The sequence below is a fragment of the Agrobacterium larrymoorei genome, from assembly GCF_013322225.1.
Taxonomy (GTDB): Bacteria; Pseudomonadota; Alphaproteobacteria; order Rhizobiales; family Rhizobiaceae; genus Agrobacterium; species Agrobacterium larrymoorei_A.
In genome coordinates, this window is the sequence record NZ_JAAMFB010000020.1 from 1 (window position 1) to 20,669 (window position 20,669).

A 20,669-nucleotide genomic window follows, 5' to 3' on the forward strand; every position below is an offset into this window, starting at 1 on the left:
GAAATACATCAACCAGGTGCAGCAGAAGGGCCTCGCCGTCATCTTCATCACCCACAACGTCCGCCATGCCTATGCCGTCGGTGACCGCTTCACCGTCCTCAACCGGGGCCAGACGCTGGGCACATTCGGCAAATCCGAAATCTCCATGGAGGACGTCCAAAACCTCATGGCAGGAGGAAAAGAACTCCAGACACTTTCGAAAGACCTCAACGGAACAATATGATTCTTCCCACAAATCCAATAGCTTGATACCAATGGAGTGAATGACATGATTAGGTTTGGAGTGCTCGGTGCGGGCCGTATCGGCAAGGTGCATTCAGCCACCATCGCCGCCAACCCGAAGGCGAAACTAGCCTATGTTGCCGATGCCTTCCCCGCAGCCGCTGAGCAGCTTGCCGCGCAGACGGGTGCCAAAGTTGCAAGTGTGGAAGAAATTATCGCTTCGAGCGATGTCGATGCCGTGCTCATAGCAACACCAACGCCCAGCCATGCCGATCTCATCGAGGCTGCTTCCAAGGCTGGCAAGCATATTTTGTGTGAAAAGCCGGTCTCTCTTTCGGTTGATCGCATCAATCAATGCTTGGACGTGGTCGAAAAAAACAAGTCGACGCTGATGATCGGCTTTAACCGCCGCTTCGATCCAAATTTCTCCACCGTCGAGTCCCGTCTACGTCGTGGCGATGTGGGCGAAATCGAAATCGTCACCATCATCAGCCGCGATCCAGCTCCGCCGCCTGCCGAATATGTGAAATCCTCCGGCGGCCTCTTCCGCGATATGATGATCCACGATTTCGATATGGCGCGTTTCCTCATGGGTGAGGAATTCATCGTGGTCAACGCGCTTGGTTCAGCACTCGTAGACAAGGCGATCGGTGTGGAAGGCGATGTCGATACGGCCGCCGTGCAGATGCAAACCGCATCAGGACGGATCGCCGTCATTACCAACTCCCGCCGCGCCACCTATGGGTATGACCAGCGTATCGAAGTCCACGGCTCCACGGGCATGCTCCAGGCGCGCAACATCCAGAGCTCGAGCGTAGAGTTGTGGAATGCGGACGGCCTCGCGGGCGACCCTGTTCAGCACTTCTTCATTGAACGTTATTCTCAGGCCTATGCAAACGAAATCAACAGTTTCATCAGCGCCGTGGATGCTGGGAACACTTCGCCGCGTCCAAGCGGCTTCGACGGTCTACAGGCCCAGAAGCTGGCGGATGCCGCGACTGTCAGCTGGCAAACAGGAAAGCCTGTCGAGGTCGCCTGAAAGCCTGATCTCCTTCGATAAAAAAAGACGCCCGCATTTTAAAAAATGCGGGCGTTTTAGTTGGGGAGGAGGATGGTTTGTCAGTTGCCGATTTCTTTGGTTTCAACCCATCGCTTTTCGTCGAATGAACGGGCCATGGCGTGAACGCTTCTTTCTATCCCGATGCCTTCATCGAAGGTAATGATGTTTGCAGGCAATCCTTCGATAGCGGCTATCAGCTCCCGGCATTCGATGACCTTCAGATCGTTGAAGCCGAGGCCATGACCAGCAGCAGGAATGAACCTGTCATAGGGACGATGATGTGGAGCAGTGAGAACCGTGCGGAAACCCTGCTCTTCCGGTCGACCGTCAGTGGTGTAGAGCTGAAACTCGTTCATTCGCTCCTGATCGTAGAGGATCGATCCTTTCGAACCATATATCTGCAACGCGATACGGCCTTTGCGTCCCCATGCGGAGCGGTTTGCCATTAGAACACCCGAAATTCCGCTTTCCAGCTTGAAAAGAACGCTGGCAAGATCGTGATTTTCGACGTCGCGCGCGGTTCCGTCTTTCAATGGTCGTGTCGGATAGGGTTTGACCATATCCGAAATGGCCTTATCGACGTGGCCGAACAGACTGAAGATCAAAGACAACGGGTGAACCGCGAAATCATCCAAGGCCCCATAACCCGACGAGGCTTCGCTTTTCCAGTAAAAAAGCGCCTTGGAGTCGGCCATGAAATCCTCGTCCATCTCGACGCGGATATGGTTCACATCCCCTATCACATTGTCCTTGATCAACGACTTAATGTGGCGAATGACAGGGTTCTGTATGTAATTGTAGCCCATGGCCGCAACGCGACCGGAGCTCTGTGCGGCATCGCGCATTTTGATCGCGTCGCTAAAGGATGGTGCCATAGGCTTTTCGCACCAAACATGTTTGCCTGCATCGAGCGCGGCAATCGCCATTTCCGGATGAAATGCGTTAGGTGTGGTAACCGATATCACATCGATTTCTGGATCATTGAGAAGATCACGCCAGTTCGCGGTAGATTTGGAGAATCCGAATTCCTGCGCCTTCTTGGCTGCAAGTTCGGAGTTCACTTCCGCAAGCGTCACTAGCCGAGGTCGCGGCACATCGCCGAAAATACTCGTTACGTTATTCCATGCGAGTGCATGGCACTTGCCCATATAGCCAGTGCCAATCAGGCCAACGCCCAGACTTTTCATATTTTCCTCCCAGGGAGCAATAGATGTAGAGGTGCAGGATCAGGGATTGTCGCGCTTGAAAATCCAGTCGTGATCCGGGTGATTTTGGAAACGCCATTTGCGCAAAGGGCCAGCCATGACATTGAGGTAGTACATCTCGTAGCCATAGGGTGAACCGCAGGGGTGATGCCCTTTGGGGACCAAAACGACATCGCCGTCTGAAACTGCCATGGTTTCGTCCAGCGAGCCATCATCGGTGAAAACGCGCTGGAAGCCAAAGCCTTGCGCCGGGTTTAGCCGGTGATAATAGGTCTCTTCCAGATAGGTCATGTCGGGATAGTTATCCTCGTCATGACGGTGCGGTGGATAAGAGGACCAGTGGCCGGATGGCGTGAACACTTCCGTGACCAGCAGGCTGTCGGCCACGTCGCGGTCTTCCATGGCAATGGGGAAGATGTAGCGCGTATTGCCGCCCTTTCCTCGCTCGGCAAGCGTGATGCCATTCGGCCCGATCACCTGCGCTTCGCGTCCCGGCTTGGCGGGGGCTGTGCAGACGCCAATCGTGCAATCCGTCGTCGCCTCGACCGACCAGGATGAACCAGCGGGGATGTAGACGCAGTGCGGGGGCTTGCGCTCGAACACATTCATCCGGTCGCCAAGTTCGCCAAACTTTTTGTCCTCGCTGGCTACCTCAGCCTTGCCCTCGACCAGCACCAGAATGACCTCCGTCTCGCCGGTGTTTTCATTGGCGGTTTCGCCGGGCTTCAGGTGATACAGACCGAAGCCGACATAGCCCCAATTGGCGCTTTCCGGCGTAATGTCATGGACCTTGCCGCTTTTACCTGTCGGTTTGCGAAGCAGATTTGCCATCTCTCAGGCCTCCTTGTTTCAGCCCTTGTCCAGCCCGGCTTCCCTAGCGAAAGCGCGAAGCGATTTCAGGCCAAGGCTTTGATATTCAAACGGGTTGCGCACATCCGGGTCCTGTTCGGCCTCGATAACCAGCCAACCGCTATAGCCATGTTCCGCAGCAATCTTCAGCACGGATGGGAAATCGACACCGCCCTCGCTGTCACCCGGAACGGTGAAGACCCCACGGCGCACGCCTTCGAGGAAAGACAGCTTTTCGTTACGCACCTGCGCAGCAATAACGGGGCGCACATTCTTGGCGTGGATATGCCCGACACGGTGCATATGTTTTCTGGCTACACTCTGCGGGTTGCCGCCACCGAACAGGGTATGGCCGGTATCGAGCAGGAGTTTTGTGTGCGGCCCGGTATTTTCCATCAGGCGGTCGATCTCGTCTTCGCTCTCGACGATCGTTCCCATGTGGTGGTGATAAACCAGCGCAATGCCCTGATCTGCGGCATATTTGGCCAGCGCTTCCACGCCCTCGCCAAAGCTCTTCCATTCGCTGTCGGCCAGCTTTGGGCGGTCGTTGACCGGCTTGGAATCGTCGCCATGGATTGCGTTTGACGTTTCGCAAACGATGATGACCTTGGAGCCCATGGCCTTGAGCAGATCGAGCGCGGGCTGCATCGCAGCCTTCTCGTCTTCGATTGAGTTGGTCAAAAGGTTGAGCGAGTGCCAGCCGGATACGAAGCGCAGGCCGCGCGGATCGAGAACCGCTTTCAGCCCCTCCGGCTCCTGCGGAAACTTATGGCCCTTTTCGATCCCATCGAAGCCGATGCTGGACGTCTCGTCCAGGCACTGTTCGAGACTGATATGGGCACCGAGCGACCGGTCGTCGTCATTGCTCCAGGCGATTGGGTTGGTACCGTAAAGAATCATGATCAGCGTCTTTCTTTGAGTGCAGCTTCGTAAGCCACACGAGCATTTTTGACTTCGGTTCGTTCGGAGACCTCAGGGACGGCGACATCCCACCAATATCCTCCGGCATCCGGCGTGGGGTAGGGGTCGGTATCGATGACGATGACCGTTACGACCTCTGCGCTGCGCGCCGCATCGAGCGCCGTTTCAAGCTCGGCAATCGTGGAGACCTTATGCGCATCCGCGCCCATGCTGGCAGCATGGGCAGTGAAATCGATGGCAATCGGGTTCTTCTGGTTGGTGTGGGCGTAGAGGTTGTTGAACTCGGCGCCGCCGGTGCCCATTTGCAGCCGGTTGATGCAGCCATAGCCGCGGTTGTCGGTAATGACGAGGGTGATCTTCACGCCCATGGCAACGGCGGTCGCAAGCTCGGAATTCATCATCATGTAAGAGCCGTCGCCCACCATCACGATCACGTCGCGGTCAGGCTCGGCCATCTTGATGCCAAGCCCACCGGCAATCTCGTAACCCATGCAGGAGAAGCCGTATTCCATGTGGTAGGAAAGTGGCAGCTTTGCTTTCCACAGCTGATGCAATTCTCCCGGCATCGTGCCGGCAGCGCACATTACCACGGTGTTGTCGCGTGACGCACGCTGCACCGCACCGATCACCTGCATATCTGTAGGTAGGCTGTTGGCTTCCTCAGGTGCTGCGGTTACGGCATCGGCATTGCTAAACCAGTCCTGCTTCAGGCGGGCATCTGGCGCGGCATAACGGTGGCTACCGAGAGCTTCGGACAACTTCTCCAGCCCGATCTTCGCATCCGCCGTCAGGCTGATCGCGTCATGTTTGGCGCTGTCATAAGGCTGCACATTGAGCGCCAGCAACCTGCGCTGCGGGTTCTTGAACAGTGCCCAGGAGCCGGTGGTGAAGTCTTGAAAGCGTGTGCCAATGCCGAATACGAGATCGGCCTTCTCAGCAATGGCATTGGCGCTGGAAGAACCTGTCACACCCGCAGGTCCGAAATTCAGGTCATTATCCCAGGCCAAAGCCGACTTACCCGCCTGCGTTTCGATGACGGGAATGGAGTGGCGCTCTACAAAATCCTTTAGCGTCTCGGTCGCGCCCGAGAAGTGCACTCCACCGCCCGCAACGATAATAGGGTTCTTCGCCGCCTTCAGTGCTGCAACAGCTTCCTCGAACTCTACCTGATCAGGCTCCGGCCTGCGTTGCCGCCAGACTTTTCTCTCGAAGAAGTTTGTCGGATAATCGAAAGCTTCCGCCTGCACATCCTGGCAGAAAGCCAGCGTCACAGGGCCGCAGTCGGCGGGGTCCGTCATGGTGCGGAATGCCCGGGGCAGGGCGGTCAGAAGCTGCTCGGGCCGCGTAATCCGGTCGAAATAGCGGCTGACCGGCTTGAAGCAATCATTGGCCGATACTGTGCCGTCGTTGAAATCCTCGATCTGCTGCAGCACAGGGTCGGGCCCGCGGTTGGCGAAGACGTCGCCGGGGATCAGTAGTACGGGCAGGCGGTTGACATGGGCCAGTGCCGCCGCCGTCACCATATTGGTAGCGCCGGGACCGATGGAGGAGGTGACCGCCATGGCGCGGCGACGACCAAGCTGCTTGGCGTAGGCGATAGCCGCATGCGCCATGGATTGCTCGTTCTGGCCGCGATAGGTCGGCAACTCTTCGCGTATACCGTAGAGCGCTTCGCCGAGACCGGCCACATTGCCATGGCCGAAAATCGCCCAGACGCCGGAAATGTAGGTCTCGCCATCATCGTTCAGCTGGGCGGCCAGATAGCGCACCAGCGCCTGTGCCGCCGTCAAACGTATCGTATTCACGCTGCCTCTCCCTTTTTGCTTTCGGCGCGCGCTTTGTCCCACACGCGACAAAGAGCATCGTAGCGTTCCGCCATATCCGCAACTGCCTGCTCATCGCTGATCTTGCCGGAAAGCCAGCCGCGTGCGGCATCGGCAAAAATCGTGCGGCCGACGGCAAATCCTTTGACCAGATCGAAGCCAGCCGCCAGTTTGAAGCTTTCCTCCAGTTCGGCATGCGGCGCTTCCAGCCCCAGGACGACGATGCCGCGCACATAAGGGTCGTTGCGCTTCACTGCGTCGGTCGCCTGCCGCCATGCCGCTTCGGTTTTCATGGGCTCCAGTTTCCACCAGTCTGGATAGACGCCGATCTCGTAGAAACGGTCGATGATGCGCGCGGTTGTCTCGTCATCTGTCGCGGCCACTTTGGAAGGAATAACTTCCAGCAGGAATTCCAGCCCGTTGCGCCGGGAAGCCGTGAACAGACGCGATACCGTCTCCTCCTGGCTCTGCCTCATCGCCGCGTCATCGTCGGGGTGGTAGAAGCAAAGCACCTTCACCACATGCTCGGTCGGCCATTCACCCAAAGCACCGCAATCAGGCCCGAGATCCGGCTCCAGCGTCAGCGGACGGGAGCCCGGCCACTCCGCCGGACGTCCGATCCACAGGCCCGATCCCGCTGCCTGATACAGTGCATCGCGGCCAAGTCGTCCGTCGCAAAGAATGCCGTATCCATCATTGCCACCGGCCACCTTATGCGCGGCTTTCAGGCAAAGCTCCTTGAACTCGCCGATCTTTTTGTCATCGACGCCCATTTCGCTGGCAATGGCTTCCAGCTGCATGCGATGGTCGAAGGCGAACACCCGCATCGTGTTCCAGTCGCCTTTTCGGTTGGTCGCCCAATGCACCTGTTCTAGCGCTTCATCCTTGCGCAGCGCCCTGTTGCGAATGCCGGTGCGGAAGAAATATTGCAGCTCTTCCCAGCTTGGGTAAGCAGGTGTGCAGCCGTGTCGAGACACGGCAAAAGCGCCGCAGGCGTTAGCGTATTTCAGGGTCGTCGGCCAGTCTTCGCCGCGCAGCCAGCCACGGAACAGACCGGCCATGAAGCCATCTCCCGCGCCCAGTACGTTGAACACTTCGATTGGAAAGCCTTCGCCGCTTTCCCCATCATCCAGACTTTGCGGAATATCACCCGGAAAAACGACCGCACCCATCGGGCCGCGTTTGCAGACTAGCGTCGCTTTCGAAACCTTGCGCACGGCGCGCAGCGCCTGCAGCGTATCGGTCGAGCCACCGGCGATGTGGAACTCCTCTTCCGTCCCAACGATCAGGTCGAAGAGGTTGAGGGTGGATTGCAGCTTTTCCGTTACCTTGGCGGATTCCACGAAGCGGCTTTCGCCATCGCCGTGACCGGCAACACCCCAGAGGTTAGGGCGGTAATCGATATCCAGCGCCGTCTTCGCGCCGTTCTCGCGGGCAATGCGTAGCGCCTTCAGCACCGCAGCCTCGGTGCGAGGGTGGGAAAGATGCGTTCCTGTAGCACATACGCAGGCCGCCTCGGCAATGAACGCAGGGTCGATGTCATCTTCGCACAGCGCCATGTCGGCACAGTTTTCGCGATAGAAGATCAAAGGGAACTGATTTTGATCACGTATGCCCAGAATGACGAGCGCCGTCAGGCGTTCCTCATCAGTCCACACGCCACGTACATCCACGCCTTCGCGTATCAGTTGCTCGCGGATGAAGCGGCCCATGTGCTCATTACCCACGCGGGTAATGACTGCGCTCTTCAATCCCAGTCGTGCGGCACCTGCCGCGATGTTGGTGGGAGAGCCGCCGATGTATTTGTTGAAGGAGGACATATCCTCCAGCCGTCCACCAACCTGTGCGCCGTAAAGATCGACCGACGAACGGCCGATCGTGATGAGATCGAGTGTTTTCACGATCCTCCTCCTCCGCGCTTTCACGCATTTTCCGCCTCGGAACGACACTCCACCATCGTTCCCCCTGCGTCAGATTTGGACTATAAATTCCATTATTTTCATTTTCAACACAAATATTCAAATTTGTCGATGTGTACCTATTCCGACGGCAAGCGCTATCGCCATGCAGAGCGTGGCCGAGAGTGAGCGGAATGCGCCGAAGTCGACTTCCGACACCGCGAGTATGGTGGCATCGAATTGTCGCAGAGGGTTCACAGCCGCGTCGGTGATGGCAACCACCGGAATGTTGCGGGCGCAGCTTGAAGACACGAGATCGATTGTTTCTGCAGAATAGGGCGCAAATGTAATCGCCAAAACCACGTCGTTTCGCCTAACCGCACTGGCGCTCTGCAACTGTCCCACGGAGGCGTGGAGCATGGCAGGCACCTGCATCTTTTCAAAGGCGTAAGCCAGATAGCTCGCCACCGGGAAGGAGCGGCGCAAGCCGACAATGTGGATCATCTCTGCCTTGGAAAGTACCTGTATAGCTGTCTCGAATGCCGATGGATCAACGGTTTTCAGCAGGTTTTCCAGGGAAGCGCGACCAGCCTCCACGAATTCCGCCAACAGCCGCGCGCCGCTGTCCTCTCCCTTGTCGCGCAAGTTTGTCAGACGGGTATCATAGTCCGGCCAGCGTCCGGAATAGCTCTCCTTAAAAAGCCGCTGCATTTCCGAAAATCCGGAAAAGCCGAGGATCTGGCAAAACCGCATGAAAGCGGAGGGCTGCACACCGGCAGCCTCGGCCATTTCGGCGACGGTGGAAACTGCAATTCGATCAGTATTGGCGGCGACGTAATCGGCGCATTGCCGCAATCTTTTTGGCAGCTTGAGCGAAACTTCGACCAGTCTCTCCTCGAACTCCTTCACCGTTTCCGGTGTGGCTACATCCTGCATGAATATCCTCCCGCATGTGAAACGTCACTCTAGCAATTTGGAACATATATTCCAAACAGCTTTTGCTTTTTTGCGGTCTATTAGGAAATCATGCGTTGCGAAGCCTGCCTTGCATAAGGTCGATAACGGCGCGCGCCGCTTCCAATACGTTGGTACCGGGGCCGAATACGGCGGCCACTCCATGGTCAAGGAGGAACTGGTAATCCTGACGCGGTATCACCCCGCCCACGATGACGATGACATCTTCAGCCCCGCTCGCCTTGAGCGCCTCGACAAGTTGGGGGGCAAGGGTCTTGTGTCCGGCCGCAAGAGAGGACATGCCGACGACATGGACTTTGTTCTCAATGGCGAGTTCTGCTGCTTCTTCGGGTGTCTGGAAAAGGGGACCAGCTACGATATCGAAACCGATATCGCCGAAGGCAGAGGCGATGATTTTCGCGCCGCGATCGTGTCCATCCTGCCCCAGCTTCGCAATCATCATCTTCGGGCTAGATCCGACATGTGTGGAAAGCTCACTTAAGCGGTTTTTCAACGTCGCGTATTCCGGGTCATCGCCATAGGCTGCGGCATAAACATCGTGAACAACTTCCGGCACGGCTTCGTGGTCACCGAAAACGCTGCGCATAGCGTCGGAAATTTCGCCAAGGGTCGCCCTTGCGCGTGCCGCTTCGACAGCGGCGTCAAGCAGATTGCCTGTGCCCGAGCTTGCAACTTCGATAAGGCGAGACAGCACTTTTTTGACTGCTGACGGATCACGTTGGCGGCGCACGGTTTCCAGTCGCCTTATCTGCGACGCGCGAACCGCCGAGTTGTCGATATCGAGAATGTCGATAGGGTCTTCGTTCTCCAGGCGGAACTTGTTGACGCCAACGATGATTTCGTCGCCACGATCCACCGCGGCCTGACGTTTCGTTGCTGCTTCCTCGATCAGACGTTTTGGCAGGCCGTTTGCAACAGCGCTTGTCATGCCACCAAGGGCCTCCACTTCTTCGATCAGTGCCCATGCCTTCTCGGCAAGCTCATTGGTCAGGCTCTCGACGTAATAGGAGCCTGCAAGTGGGTCCACCACCTTCGTCACGCCAGTCTCGTGCTGGAGAATGAGTTGGGTGTTGCGGGCAATACGGGCAGAAAAATCCGTTGGCAATGCCATCGCTTCATCGAGTGCATTGGTATGAAGCGACTGGGTGCCGCCCAGTGCCGCCGACAGGGCCTCATATGCGGTGCGGATCACGTTATTATAAGGGTCTTGCTCCTGGAGCGACACGCCCGAGGTTTGGCAATGTGTTCGCAGCATCATGGACGATGCTTTCTGTGGCTCGAACTCTTCCATGATCTTCGACCATAAAAGTCGTGCGGCGCGCAGTTTGGACGCTTCCATGAAGAAGTTCATGCCGATGGCAAAGAAGAAGGACAGGCGACCGGCGAAATCATCGACGTTCAGGCCTTTTTTGAGGGCGGCGCGCACATATTCGCGCCCATCAGCCAGCGTGAAGGCTAGTTCCTGCACCAGCGTCGCGCCTGCCTCCTGCATATGGTAGCCGGAGATCGAGATGGAGTTGAAGCGCGGCATCTCCTTTGCCGTGTACTCGATGATATCGGCGATGATCCTCATCGAAGGTTCTGGGGGGTAAATATATGTGTTACGCACCATGAACTCTTTGAGAATATCGTTCTGGATGGTGCCGGAAAGCTCGGCGCGGGAGCAGCCTTGCTCTTCACCCGCAACGATGAACGACGCAAGGATCGGTATCACCGCGCCGTTCATGGTCATCGAAACCGACATTTCCTTCAGCGGAATGCCATCGAAGAGGATTTTCATGTCCTCGACGCTATCGATTGCAACGCCCGCCTTGCCGACATCGCCGACCACGCGCTCGTGGTCGCTGTCATAACCTCGGTGCGTGGCAAGGTCGAAGGCGACCGAAAGGCCCTTCTGGCCTGCTGCGAGATTACGCTTGTAGAACGCGTTGGATTCCTCTGCCGTCGAAAACCCCGCATATTGGCGGATCGTCCAAGGCCGCCCGGCATACATGGTGGCGCGCGGGCCACGAACGAACGGCTTAAATCCGGGCAGGCTGTCGAGATGGGAAATGCCGCTGATATCTTCGGCGGTATAAAGCGGCTTGACGTCGATGCCTTCGGGTGTCTCCCAGATGAGAGTTTCGGGTGAACGCTTCAATTCCTTTTCGGCCAGCGCTTCCCAATCCTTCAGGGTCTTTCCCTCCGACATGCACTTCTCCTTAGCTGCGGTTTCGATGTCTGAAACCGAAACGCATCACCCAATGATTTGGACGCACGCTTTTTTCCCGAAGCGAAGATATGGACGCTTAGGCGATTTCACAATGATTTTTGAAGGAGGTCGTTTGGAGGCACGGGTCATACAAAAAAGCCCCGGATCGCTCCGGGGCTTTGACAACTCAACCGGCTTTCGCCATGGCCTTGGCCGCCATGCGGGCGCGGATGGATTCCACGTCGGCTTTCGGGGTCGCGGCGAAGAGGGTGCGGGTGTAGCTGTGCTGCGGGTTCGAGAAAACCTCGTCGCGGGTGCCATATTCCACGGCTTCACCGAAATACATGACCATGACCTCATCAGCGATGTACTTCACGACCGAGAGGTCGTGGCTGATGAAGACGTAAGTTAGGCCGAATTCGTCCTGAAGGTCTGCGAGCAGGTTCAGCACCTGAGCCTGCACCGAAAGGTCGAGCGCGGAGACCGGCTCGTCCAGTACCAGCAGCTTCGGGTTCATCATCAGCGCACGCGCAATGGCGATGCGCTGGCGCTGGCCGCCGGAGAACATGTGCGGGTAGCGGTTGTAATGCTCAGGGCCGAGACCGACACGCACCAGCATGTCGGTTGCCTTTTCGCGGCGCTCCGCAGCAGACATCTTCGTGTTGATGAGGAGCGATTCACCCAGCACATCGCCGATCTTCTGGCGCGGGTTGAGGGAACCGTAGGGGTTCTGAAACACGATCTGCACCTTCTGGCGCATTTCCGGCGTCAGGTGGCCGGGGCGTGTATCCATCTTCTCGCCATCGATGAAGAGCTCGCCCGAGGTCGGCTCATCGATGAAAGTGAGCATGCGGGCAAGGGTAGATTTGCCGCAGCCGCTTTCGCCGACAATGGCCAGCGTCTTGCCGGTTTCGAGCTTGAAGGATACACCCTTGACGGCGTGAACCGTCTTGCCCTTCTTCATGAACCCGCCGGGAATTTCGTAGTCCCGCTTCATGTTGCGGATTTCGAGCATGGTTTTGTTATCGGTCATGCCGTTTCTCCCGCAGCGCTTGGGGCCGGTGTCGGCGTGCCGTCAAAGAACTGCGAAACGGTGGTCAGGCGATCACCCGTCGCGTTTTCCGGCAGCGCTGCCAGAAGCGCCTTCGTATAGTTGCTCTTGGGGTTTTCGAAGAGGGTCAGCACGTCGGCTTCCTCCATCTTGCGCCCCTTATATTGCACCACGACGCGGTCAGCCGTTTCCGCAACCACGCCCATGTCATGGGTGATCATGATCAGGCCCATGCCGGTCTCAGTCTGAAGACGCATGATCAGATCGAGGATCTGCTTCTGGATCGTCACGTCGAGCGCGGTCGTCGGCTCGTCGGCAATCAGGAGTTTCGGATTGCAGGCAATGGCAATCGCGATCATGACGCGCTGGCACTGGCCACCGGACATCTGGTGCGGGAAGTGCTTCAGGCGCTCTTCCGGGTCCGGCAGACCGACGAGCTTGAACAGCTCGATGGCGCGTGCGTGGCGCGTCTTCTTATCCATGCCCATATGAATGCGCAGGACTTCCTCGATCTGGAAGCCGACGGTGAAGCAAGGGTTGAGGCTTGCAATCGGCTCCTGAAAGATCATGGCGACATCCTTGCCGATCAGCTTGCGGCGTTCTGAGCCCTCAAGCTTCTGGATGTCTTTGCCCTGAAACAACATGCGGTCGGCGGTGATCTTCGCCGTCCATGGCAGCAGGCCCATGACGGCCAGCATGGACACGGACTTGCCCGAGCCGGATTCGCCGACGATGGCGAGAACTTCACCCGCATCGACGGAAAGCGACACGCCATCAACGGCGCGGAACCAGCCGTTTGCGGTTTCGAATTCGACGGTGAGATTATCGATTTGCAGAAGTGCCATATCAGGACCTCTTCAGTTTCGGGTCGAGCGCATCACGCAGACCATCGCCCATCAGGTTGATGGCGAGAACGGTGATGAGGATGGCAAGACCGGGGAATGTAACGACCCACCAGGCGCGCAGAATGAACTCGCGCGCTTCGGCAAGCATGGTGCCCCATTCGGGAGCGGGCGGCTGAGCGCCCATGCCGAGGAAGCCCAGAGCCGCCGCATCGAGAATGGCGTTGGAGAAGGACAGCGTCGCCTGAACGATGAGCGGTGCGGTGCAGTTCGGCAGGATGGTGCGGAACATGAGGCGCAGCGGACCGGCACCGGCCAGACGCGAGGCGGTGACGTACTCCTTCGTCTTTTCAGCCATGACGGCAGCGCGGGTGAGGCGCACGAAATGCGGCTGGAGAACCAGCGCAATCGCAATCATGCCGTTGGTGAGGCCCGGGCCGAGAATGGCGACGAGCACGAGCGCCAGAAGCAGCGACGGGAAGGCGAGGATGATATCCATCAGACGCATGATCGCCGTATCGAGCCAGCCACGGTAATAGCCTGCGATAACGCCGATGACGACGCCTGTCGTGAGCGACAGCGTGGTGACGAAAACACCGATGAACAGCGAATATTGCGCACCATAAATCAGGCGCGAGAGGATGTCGCGGCCAACCGGGTCCGTGCCCAGAATGTGCGTCATGTTTCCGCCCTGTATCCAGGCCGGTGGCAGAAGAACTGCGTCACGATATTGCTGGAACGGTGAATGCGGGGCGATGAAAGACGCGAAGACCGCGACGATGACCAGTGCGACGAAGACGTAGAGGCCGATGACGGCACCCTTGTTTTCGGAGAAATAGAACCAGAATTCCTTGAGCATCTGCTTGCGCATTGCGGCAGAGGAAACCGGAGCGGCGGTTTTGGTAATGGCGGTATCGGCCATGAAACGGATCTCCCTTTAGTGCCGGATGCGTGGATTGATCAGGCCGTACAGGAGGTCAACGATGAGGTTGACGACCATGATGATGCCCGCAATCAACAACAGACCACCCTGAATGACCGGGTAATCGCGACGGAAGACGGAATCGACCATCCACTTGCCGATGCCCGGCCAGGAGAAGATCGTTTCGGTGAGGATGGCACCGGCCAGCATGACGCCGACCTGAAGACCGATAGTGGTGATGACCGGGATCATGGCGTTGCGCAGCGCGTGGATGCCGATGACGCGGAAGGGAGAAAGACCCTTGGCGCGTGCGGTGCGGACGTAATCTTCCGACAGCACTTCCAGCATCGCCGAGCGAGTCTGGCGCGCAATGACGGCGAGCGGAATGGTCGCAAGCACGATGGAGGGCAGCGCCAGATGGCTAAGCGCGGAGGTGAATGCACCCTTCTGGCCGGAAAGCAGCGAGTCGATCAGCATAAAGCCGGTGACCGGCGGGAAGAAGAACATCAGCGAGATGCGGCCCGAAACCGGTGTCCATTGCAGGATGCCGGAAAACAGGATGATCAGCAGCAGGCCCCACCAGAAGATCGGCATGGAATAGCCGACGAGGGCAATGCCCATCAGGCCCTGATCGAAGATCGACCCGCGCTTGATGGCGGCGATGACGCCTGCGGGAATGCCGATGAAGACGGCGAGGATGATCGCGCAGAAGGACAGTTCGACCGTTGCCGGGAAGAGCGCGAAGAACTGATCGATGATGGGTGACTTGGACACGATGGATGTGCCGAAATCACCACTCAGGACGCCCTTCAGGTAATCGAAATACTGGATGACCAGTGGACGATCCATGCCGAGCGCGGCGCTGATCTGCGCATGGCGCTCTGGCGACATCACGCGTTCGCCGGACAAAAGAGCGACCGGATCGCCCGGCAGAAGCCGGATGAACAGGAACGCGATAATGGAAACCCCGATGAATGTGGGGATGAGCACGGCAATGCGCCGTACGAGAAAGCCAATCATGAGAAACCTTCGATCTGTTCCTTCAAGGAACCTATGCGCGGGTAGTAGCGACCTTTTCGGTCTGCTTCTTGTTGTTGTGTGTATCAGAACGCAAGTGCCGCGCGCCTTGGATCAAGACGCGCGGCATTTTTGTATTCTTCCGACTGTTACTCGGCAATATCAACGTTTTCGAACGTGAAGTCACCCAGCGGGCTCTGAACGAAGCCGGTCACTTCCTTGCGCATCGGAACGATGGACAGGGAGTGGTCGATGGTGGCCCAAGGTGCTTCCTTTTTGAAGACAACCTGAGCTTCTTCGTAGAGCTTGGTGCGCTCGGCCTGGTCGGTCGTGACCTTGGCCTTCTTCACCAGATCGTTGAATTCCTTGTTGCACCACTGCGCACGGTTGTTGCCGCCAACGGCTTCGCAGCCGAGCAGGGTGTCGAGGAAGTTGTCCGGATCGCCATTGTCGCCCGTCCAGCCGAGCATGACGGCGCCGTCACGGTCCTTTGCCTTGGAGCGGTCGAGATATTCGGCCCACTCGTAGGAGACGATCTCAACCTTCACGCCGATCTTCGCGAAATCATCCTGGATGATTTCAGCAGCGCGGCGGGCGTTCAGCATGTATGGACGCGAAACCGGCATTGCCCAGACCTTCATGGAAAGGTCCTTCACGCCTGCTTCTTCGAGCATCTTCTTGGCGGCGTCGAGATCGTACGAGTCGTCTTCGATCTTGTCGTTATAGGACCACATGGTCGGCGGCAACGGGTTCTTGGCAGGCGTTGCCATGCCTTGGAAGACTGCGTCGACGATTGCCTTCTTGTTGATAGCCTTGTTCAGCGCCTTGCGAACTTCAATCTTGTCGAATGGAGCCTGCGTGGTGTTGTAGGCGAGGTAGGCAACGTTGAGGCCTTCCTGTTCCATGACCTGAAGACTTGGATCAGACTTCATGGACTGCACGTCGGCAGCGTTCGGGTAAGGCATCAGATGGCATTCGCCAGCCTTGAGCTTCTGGTAACGAACGGCAGCGTCGGTGGTGATTGCGAAGACGAGGTTGTCGACCTTCGGTGCGCCACCCCAATAGTCCTTGTTGGCGGTATAGCGGATGACTGCATCCTGCTGATAACCAACGAAGGTGAACGGACCCGTGCCGACCGGCATCTGGTTCAACTGCGCCTGCTTGCCTTCAGCTGCGAGCTTGTCGGTGTATTCCTTCGAGACGATCGAAGCGAACGGCATGGCGATGTTGGCGAGGAAAGGAGCTTCCGGACGGTTCAGCGTGAACTTGACCGTCATGTCGTCGACCTTTTCGACGGACTTGATCAGTTCAGGGAAACCCATGCCAGCGGCGTATTCCCAGGACGTGCCGGGAACATACTGGTGCCATGGATTGTCGGTCTTGATCTGGCGCTCGATGGAGAACACGACGTCATCGGCGTTCAACTCGCGGGTCGGGGTGAAGAATTCGGTGGTCTGGAACTTGACGCCCTTGCGCAGCTTGAACGTATAGACTGTACCGTCTTCAGAAACTTCCCAGCTCTCGGCCAGGCCAGCGACCGGCTTGGTGGTGCCAGGTTCGAATTCCAGAAGGCGGCTGTAAACGGTGTGCGCAGCAGCATCGAACGTGGTGCCAGCCGTGTAAAGACCGGGATCGAAGCCTTCAGGCGAGCCTTCCGAGCAGAACACGAAAGTTTTCGCGCTTGCAGCAGAGGCGAAGCAGGTCGCAGATAGCAACGCGGCGGCGATCAGGCCAATTTTATATCTCATCGTTGAGCTCCCAATTTTTTGTAACCGGCCCGCTTGTCCCGCGAGTGCCGACCAATCGTGGTTATAAGAAACTCATCACATACTCAAGCGGAGTGCTTCAACGATTCAGATGATTTTTGACCAAATATTCAACTTTTTGCGAAGTGATGCTAATTTGGGCGCATCGGATAGAATGTCATGTCTCCAAACGCACGAGTGAACCTGACAGGATTTATCGAGTACAGTGCTTGAAAAACGCCCTGTGAGGCAAGGGCGCTTGCGAGAGTGGATGCGCAGATGCTTATACCTGCGCTATTTTGTCTCCGACAACGCGCCAGTTGACGATGTTTTCCAGAACGGCCTTGATGTGCTCTGGTTTACGGTTCTCGTAATCCACATAATAGGCGTGTTCCCATATATCGATACCGAGATATGCTGGACGACCAACCGCTACCGGGTTGTTGCCATCCTCGTAGCCGATAAGCGCAAGCTTGTTGTCGTCGCCTCTTGTCAGCCACACCCATCCCGTACCGAACACCTCATCTGACGTCGCTACGGCTTTATCGACAAATTTGCCGTAGTCGCCGAAAGCAGCGTTGATTTCATCGGCGGCCTTACCGTCAGGACTGCTTGGGCCGCCCGGTACAAACTGATCCCAGTAAACCACGTGATTCCAGGCCTGAGCGGCGTTGTTGTAGATCTTCTTGTCAGCGTCCTTGCCGTAGGATGCCTTGACGATCGCCTCCAGGTCCATTTCCGCATAGGGAGTGTCCTTCACAAGCGTGTTCAGCTTGTCGAAATATGCCTTGTGGTGCTTTCCGTAGTGAAGGCTCACGGTTTTTTGGGAGATGTGGGGAGCCAGGGCATCCTCGCCGAATGGCAAAGCGGGCTGTGTAAAAGGGGTCGCCGCTCTACCGATCGAAGGAGTGGACAGGACTGCTGCCGCGGCAGAAGCGGCACTTGCTGCGAGAACGGCTCGTCTGGTCAAGATCATGGGTCTGTTTCCTCGTTGGGGTTGAGAACCCTTAACTAGGCTGGGAACATCCCGTTTCCGCAATTCTCCAAACTCTCGGATTTGTGATGCCTTCAAGTTTCGGCAAGTGTCGAGGAAATCCTGTGGCGACCGATCGGCAGCATCATGGGACGACCTGTTAAAGGGTCCGGTATGACACGGCTCTGAAGGCCGAATACGTCTTGCACGGTCTTTTCCGTGAGGACTTCCTTTGGCGTCCCGCGAAACTGTATCCTGCCGTTTGCCATTGCAATCAGATAATCGGCATATCGTGCGGCAAGGTTCAGATCATGAAGGACCATGACCACAGTCGTCCCTCGTGAATGATTGAGGTCCGTCAAAAGATCGAGGACATCGATCTGGTGATTAATGTCGAGAAAGGTGGTCGGCTCATCCAGCAAAAGAACGTCCGTCTGCTGCGCCAATGCCATTGCGATCCAGACCCGTTGCCGTTGTCCGCCTGAAAGCTCGTCCACAGGTCGTTCTGCAAGTGTCTCCGTTTTCGTGGCGATAAGAGCGTCGGAAACAGCCTCATCATCTGACCTCGTCCAGCGGGAAAAGACGCCATGGTGAGGGTTGCGGCCCCGGCTGACAAGGTCAGCCACCGTTATTCCTTCCGGCGCGACCGGAGACTGAGGAAGGAGGCCGAGAGTGCGGGCCAGCTCCTTTGGCTGCGTATGATGAATTGATTTGCCATCCAGAAGCACGCGACCGTCCTTGGGGGCAATCAGCCGGGACATCGCGCGCAAAAGGGTAGATTTCCCACAGGCGTTCGCACCCACGATCACCGATATTTTTTCCGGAGGAACTTCGAGATCGAGCTTGTCGAAAATCAACGTATCCCCGTAGCCAGCGGACAGGGCTTCTGCGGTCAGCGAGTGGACGGTCATAATGAGCCTCCCGCGCGGTTGACGCGCACAATCAGGTAAATGAGATAGGGGGCGCCGAGCGCACCTGTGACGACGCCAACGGGATATCGGCTGGGAAGCATGAATTGCCCGAGATAATCTCCAGCGAGAACGAGTATCGCGCCGGTCAGTGCGGCAGGAATGAGAAGCGAGCCGTTGCTCCCCACGATCCGCGCCGCGATGGGGCCAGACAGGAAAGCGACGAATGCAATCGGCCCAGCTACTGCCGTAGCAATGGAAATCATCCCCACGGAGGCGATGATGATCATGATGCGGGTAAGGCCAACGCGCACGCCAAGAGCCGCCGCCGTGTCGTCGCCCATGCGTAACAGTTCAAGGTCTCGCCGTTTGGCGATCAACAGTGTCCCAAACGCTATCAGCCCGAAAATAAGCGGTATCGATTGATCCAACCGTGCGCCGTTGACGCTGCCGGTCAGCCAGCGCATCGCTTCCTGAAGCGTCCATGCAGGAGCGCCTGAAAGAATGTAGGCGATGACGCTTTCCAGCATGGCCGAGACGCCGATCCCCACCAGTATTAGGCGTGTGCTGGCAACACCGTTGCGGGACGCGAGGCCGTAAACCAGTATGGCTATTCCAAGTCCTGCGACAACGGCAAAAACGGAGACCATGGGTCCGGACATCGACAGCACGACGATAGCAAATACGGCCGCCGCGCTGGCACCGGAACTGATGCCGATGATATCAGGGCTGGCGAGTGGATTTCGAAGCATGATCTGGAAGGCAACGCCCCCGAGACCGAAGCTTATGCCCGCAAGAACTGAAAGCACGGCGCGGGGAAGCCGCAACTGACCAACGGCGAAGGATGCGCCGGGTACTGCCTCTCCCATCAGGACGCGAAGCACTTCGTTCACAGGTGTTACCGATTGCCCGATGACGAGTGTTATCGCGAACAGTAGAACGACCAGCAGTGCCATAAAAAGGATGATGGACCGGCTTTTACGCGCACGTTGGCGGCGTTGATCCGCTATGGCTTTGGTGATGGTCAGCGACATGCTTAGAGTTCCCGGACCCGCTGCCTGCGGACGATCCAGATGAAGAAGGGTGCTCCGATCAGCGCCGTGACGATGCCGACGTCGAGTTCGGCCGGGCGGGCGATCATGCGCCCGACGATATCCGAAGCCAGCAGGAGACATGCACCGCTGATGGCTGATAAAGGCAGGAGCCAGCGATGATCGACGCCAACCAGAATGCGGCAGAGGTGCGGAACGACAAGCCCCACGAAGCCTATCGGCCCGCAAATCGCGGTCGTCGCGCCGCATAATACGATTGCACCGAAAGCGGCCACGGCGCGAGCCATGGCAACCCGTTCACCTAGTCCCGCGGCAAGTTCGTCTCCTAAAGCGAGGGAGTTGAGTTTTCTGGCGGAAAGGAGGCTGACGATGAAACCCACGGCGAGAAACGGCAGGACGTAATACATACGCTCGAATGTCGCGCCGCCGACGCCGCCGATTTGCCAGGACCTTATGCCACCTGCAATGTCGTTACGGGGTAGCACGACGGCTATGACCAGCGACGCGAAAGCAACTGAGGTTGCTGCTCCGGCAAGAGCGAGTTTCAACGGTGTTGCACCGCCGCGACCGAGAGATCCTATGGTGTAGACGAAAACGGCCGTGCTGCCAGCGCCTAAAATGGCTGCCCAGATGTAAGCGCTCGCTGAAGCGATGCCGAACCAGACGATCCCGATGACCACTGCAAGCGATGCACCCATATTTACGCCCAGAATGCCGGGATCGGCCAGCGGATTGCGCGTGATGCCCTGCATAATCGCGCCGGAAAGTCCGAGTGCTGCGCCAGCGAGGATTGCAAGAATGGTCCGTGGAATGCGCACCGCCACAGCTGCCTGCTCGATTGTCTCCATCCTGCCCTGCAAGGCAGAGATAATGTCGGCGAAGCTGACATTGCGTGTTCCTGTGGCGATGGACATGGCGGTCATTAAGCCGAGAACGGCGATAAGCCCCAGCAACCATCCGAACCGCACAGCATCACGATCGGCTGCAACGCGCATGGGGCGAGACGGTTGGCTTC

The 20,669-nt window shown here is 57.6% G+C and carries 17 protein-coding genes and 1 pseudogene; 2 read left to right on the forward strand and 16 right to left on the reverse strand.

Annotated elements, in window-relative coordinates:
* Positions 1–223, forward strand: a pseudogene (locus G6L28_RS13015) (sugar ABC transporter ATP-binding protein); the annotation flags it as partial.
* 45 nt (positions 224–268) lie between these two features.
* The gene (gene iolG, locus G6L28_RS13020; protein WP_174064254.1) at positions 269–1,261 is read left to right on the forward strand and encodes an inositol 2-dehydrogenase; all 993 of its coding nucleotides are present in this window, start codon (positions 269–271) and stop codon (positions 1,259–1,261) included.
* Between the two features lie 80 nt (positions 1,262–1,341).
* Here the strand turns inward: iolG and G6L28_RS13025 are convergent, their stop codons facing one another.
* The 16 genes from G6L28_RS13025 to G6L28_RS13100 form a co-directional block, all read right to left on the reverse strand.
* The gene (locus G6L28_RS13025) at positions 1,342–2,469 is read right to left on the reverse strand and encodes a Gfo/Idh/MocA family protein (RefSeq protein WP_174064255.1); all 1,128 of its coding nucleotides are present in this window, start codon (positions 2,467–2,469) and stop codon (positions 1,342–1,344) included.
* Positions 2,470–2,508: 39 nt separating this feature from the next.
* Positions 2,509–3,318: a 5-deoxy-glucuronate isomerase gene (iolB, locus tag G6L28_RS13030; RefSeq protein WP_174064256.1), complete on the reverse strand. Its 810-nt coding sequence runs from the start codon at positions 3,316–3,318 to the stop codon at positions 2,509–2,511.
* A gap of 18 nt (positions 3,319–3,336) precedes the next feature.
* Positions 3,337–4,236, reverse strand: coding sequence for a myo-inosose-2 dehydratase (iolE, locus tag G6L28_RS13035; protein WP_174064257.1), 900 nt, complete (start codon positions 4,234–4,236; stop codon positions 3,337–3,339).
* A gap of 2 nt (positions 4,237–4,238) precedes the next feature.
* Complete coding sequence (iolD, locus tag G6L28_RS13040) at positions 4,239–6,062, reverse strand: 3D-(3,5/4)-trihydroxycyclohexane-1,2-dione acylhydrolase (decyclizing) (protein WP_174064258.1); 1,824 nt, start codon at positions 6,060–6,062, stop codon at positions 4,239–4,241.
* Positions 6,059–7,984 (reverse strand): bifunctional 5-dehydro-2-deoxygluconokinase/5-dehydro-2-deoxyphosphogluconate aldolase, encoded by a 1,926-nt coding sequence (locus tag G6L28_RS13045; protein WP_174064297.1) that lies wholly within the window; start codon positions 7,982–7,984, stop codon positions 6,059–6,061. Before G6L28_RS13045 ends, iolD begins: the two co-directional genes overlap by 4 nt.
* Before the next feature lie 114 nt (positions 7,985–8,098).
* A complete protein-coding gene (locus tag G6L28_RS13050; RefSeq protein WP_174064259.1) occupies positions 8,099–8,914 on the reverse strand; it encodes a MurR/RpiR family transcriptional regulator in 816 nt (271 codons plus the stop codon).
* A gap of 88 nt (positions 8,915–9,002) precedes the next feature.
* Positions 9,003–11,144, reverse strand: coding sequence for a methylmalonyl-CoA mutase (gene scpA, locus G6L28_RS13055; RefSeq protein ID WP_174064260.1), 2,142 nt, complete (start codon positions 11,142–11,144; stop codon positions 9,003–9,005).
* Between the two features lie 187 nt (positions 11,145–11,331).
* Positions 11,332–12,177 carry a dipeptide ABC transporter ATP-binding protein gene (locus G6L28_RS13060; protein WP_174064261.1) on the reverse strand — a complete coding sequence of 282 codons (846 nt, stop codon included), beginning with the start codon at positions 12,175–12,177 and terminating at the stop codon, positions 11,332–11,334.
* Positions 12,174–13,040, reverse strand: a complete 867-nt coding sequence (locus tag G6L28_RS13065; RefSeq protein ID WP_174064262.1) for an ABC transporter ATP-binding protein — start codon at positions 13,038–13,040, stop codon at positions 12,174–12,176. The genes G6L28_RS13060 and G6L28_RS13065 overlap by 4 nt, the downstream gene beginning before the upstream one ends.
* A 1-nt stretch (position 13,041) precedes the next feature.
* Positions 13,042–13,959, reverse strand: coding sequence for an ABC transporter permease subunit (locus G6L28_RS13070; RefSeq protein ID WP_174064263.1), 918 nt, complete (start codon positions 13,957–13,959; stop codon positions 13,042–13,044).
* A 15-nt stretch (positions 13,960–13,974) separates the two neighbouring features.
* Positions 13,975–14,979: an ABC transporter permease subunit gene (locus G6L28_RS13075; RefSeq protein ID WP_174064264.1), complete on the reverse strand. Its 1,005-nt coding sequence runs from the start codon at positions 14,977–14,979 to the stop codon at positions 13,975–13,977.
* 146 nt (positions 14,980–15,125) lie between these two features.
* Positions 15,126–16,724 carry an ABC transporter substrate-binding protein gene (locus G6L28_RS13080; RefSeq protein WP_174064265.1) on the reverse strand — a complete coding sequence of 533 codons (1,599 nt, stop codon included), beginning with the start codon at positions 16,722–16,724 and terminating at the stop codon, positions 15,126–15,128.
* 280 nt (positions 16,725–17,004) lie between these two features.
* The gene (locus G6L28_RS13085) at positions 17,005–17,697 is read right to left on the reverse strand and encodes a superoxide dismutase (protein ID WP_174064266.1); all 693 of its coding nucleotides are present in this window, start codon (positions 17,695–17,697) and stop codon (positions 17,005–17,007) included.
* A 92-nt stretch (positions 17,698–17,789) separates the two neighbouring features.
* A complete protein-coding gene (locus tag G6L28_RS13090; protein ID WP_174064267.1) occupies positions 17,790–18,605 on the reverse strand; it encodes an ABC transporter ATP-binding protein in 816 nt (271 codons plus the stop codon).
* On the reverse strand, positions 18,602–19,636 hold the full coding sequence (locus tag G6L28_RS13095; protein WP_174064268.1) for a FecCD family ABC transporter permease: 1,035 nt from the start codon (positions 19,634–19,636) through the stop codon (positions 18,602–18,604). The genes G6L28_RS13090 and G6L28_RS13095 overlap by 4 nt, the downstream gene beginning before the upstream one ends.
* Before the next feature lie 2 nt (positions 19,637–19,638).
* A complete protein-coding gene (locus G6L28_RS13100) occupies positions 19,639–20,649 on the reverse strand; it encodes a FecCD family ABC transporter permease (RefSeq protein ID WP_234902563.1) in 1,011 nt (336 codons plus the stop codon).
* Positions 20,650–20,669 lie beyond the last annotated feature (20 nt).

Bases quoted from the DNA above. Each gene is read 5' to 3' on its own strand.
- iolG (WP_174064254.1), top strand. From the start codon at position 269: ATGATTAGGTTTGGAGTGCTCGGTGCGGGCCGTATCGGCAAGGTGCAT.
- G6L28_RS13025 (WP_174064255.1), bottom strand. From the start codon at position 2,469: ATGAAAAGTCTGGGCGTTGGCCTGATTGGCACTGGCTATATGGGCAAG.
- iolB (WP_174064256.1), bottom strand. From the start codon at position 3,318: ATGGCAAATCTGCTTCGCAAACCGACAGGTAAAAGCGGCAAGGTCCAT.
- iolE (WP_174064257.1), bottom strand. From the start codon at position 4,236: ATGATTCTTTACGGTACCAACCCAATCGCCTGGAGCAATGACGACGAC.
- G6L28_RS13050 (WP_174064259.1), bottom strand. From the start codon at position 8,914: ATGCAGGATGTAGCCACACCGGAAACGGTGAAGGAGTTCGAGGAGAGA.
- scpA (WP_174064260.1), bottom strand. From the start codon at position 11,144: ATGTCGGAGGGAAAGACCCTGAAGGATTGGGAAGCGCTGGCCGAAAAG.
- G6L28_RS13060 (WP_174064261.1), bottom strand. From the start codon at position 12,177: ATGACCGATAACAAAACCATGCTCGAAATCCGCAACATGAAGCGGGAC.
- G6L28_RS13065 (WP_174064262.1), bottom strand. From the start codon at position 13,040: ATGGCACTTCTGCAAATCGATAATCTCACCGTCGAATTCGAAACCGCA.
- G6L28_RS13070 (WP_174064263.1), bottom strand. From the start codon at position 13,959: ATGGCCGATACCGCCATTACCAAAACCGCCGCTCCGGTTTCCTCTGCC.
- G6L28_RS13075 (WP_174064264.1), bottom strand. From the start codon at position 14,979: ATGATTGGCTTTCTCGTACGGCGCATTGCCGTGCTCATCCCCACATTC.
- G6L28_RS13080 (WP_174064265.1), bottom strand. From the start codon at position 16,724: ATGAGATATAAAATTGGCCTGATCGCCGCCGCGTTGCTATCTGCGACC.
- G6L28_RS13085 (WP_174064266.1), bottom strand. From the start codon at position 17,697: ATGATCTTGACCAGACGAGCCGTTCTCGCAGCAAGTGCCGCTTCTGCC.
- G6L28_RS13090 (WP_174064267.1), bottom strand. From the start codon at position 18,605: ATGACCGTCCACTCGCTGACCGCAGAAGCCCTGTCCGCTGGCTACGGG.
- G6L28_RS13095 (WP_174064268.1), bottom strand. From the start codon at position 19,636: ATGTCGCTGACCATCACCAAAGCCATAGCGGATCAACGCCGCCAACGT.
- G6L28_RS13100 (WP_234902563.1), bottom strand. From the start codon at position 20,649: ATGCGCGTTGCAGCCGATCGTGATGCTGTGCGGTTCGGATGGTTGCTG.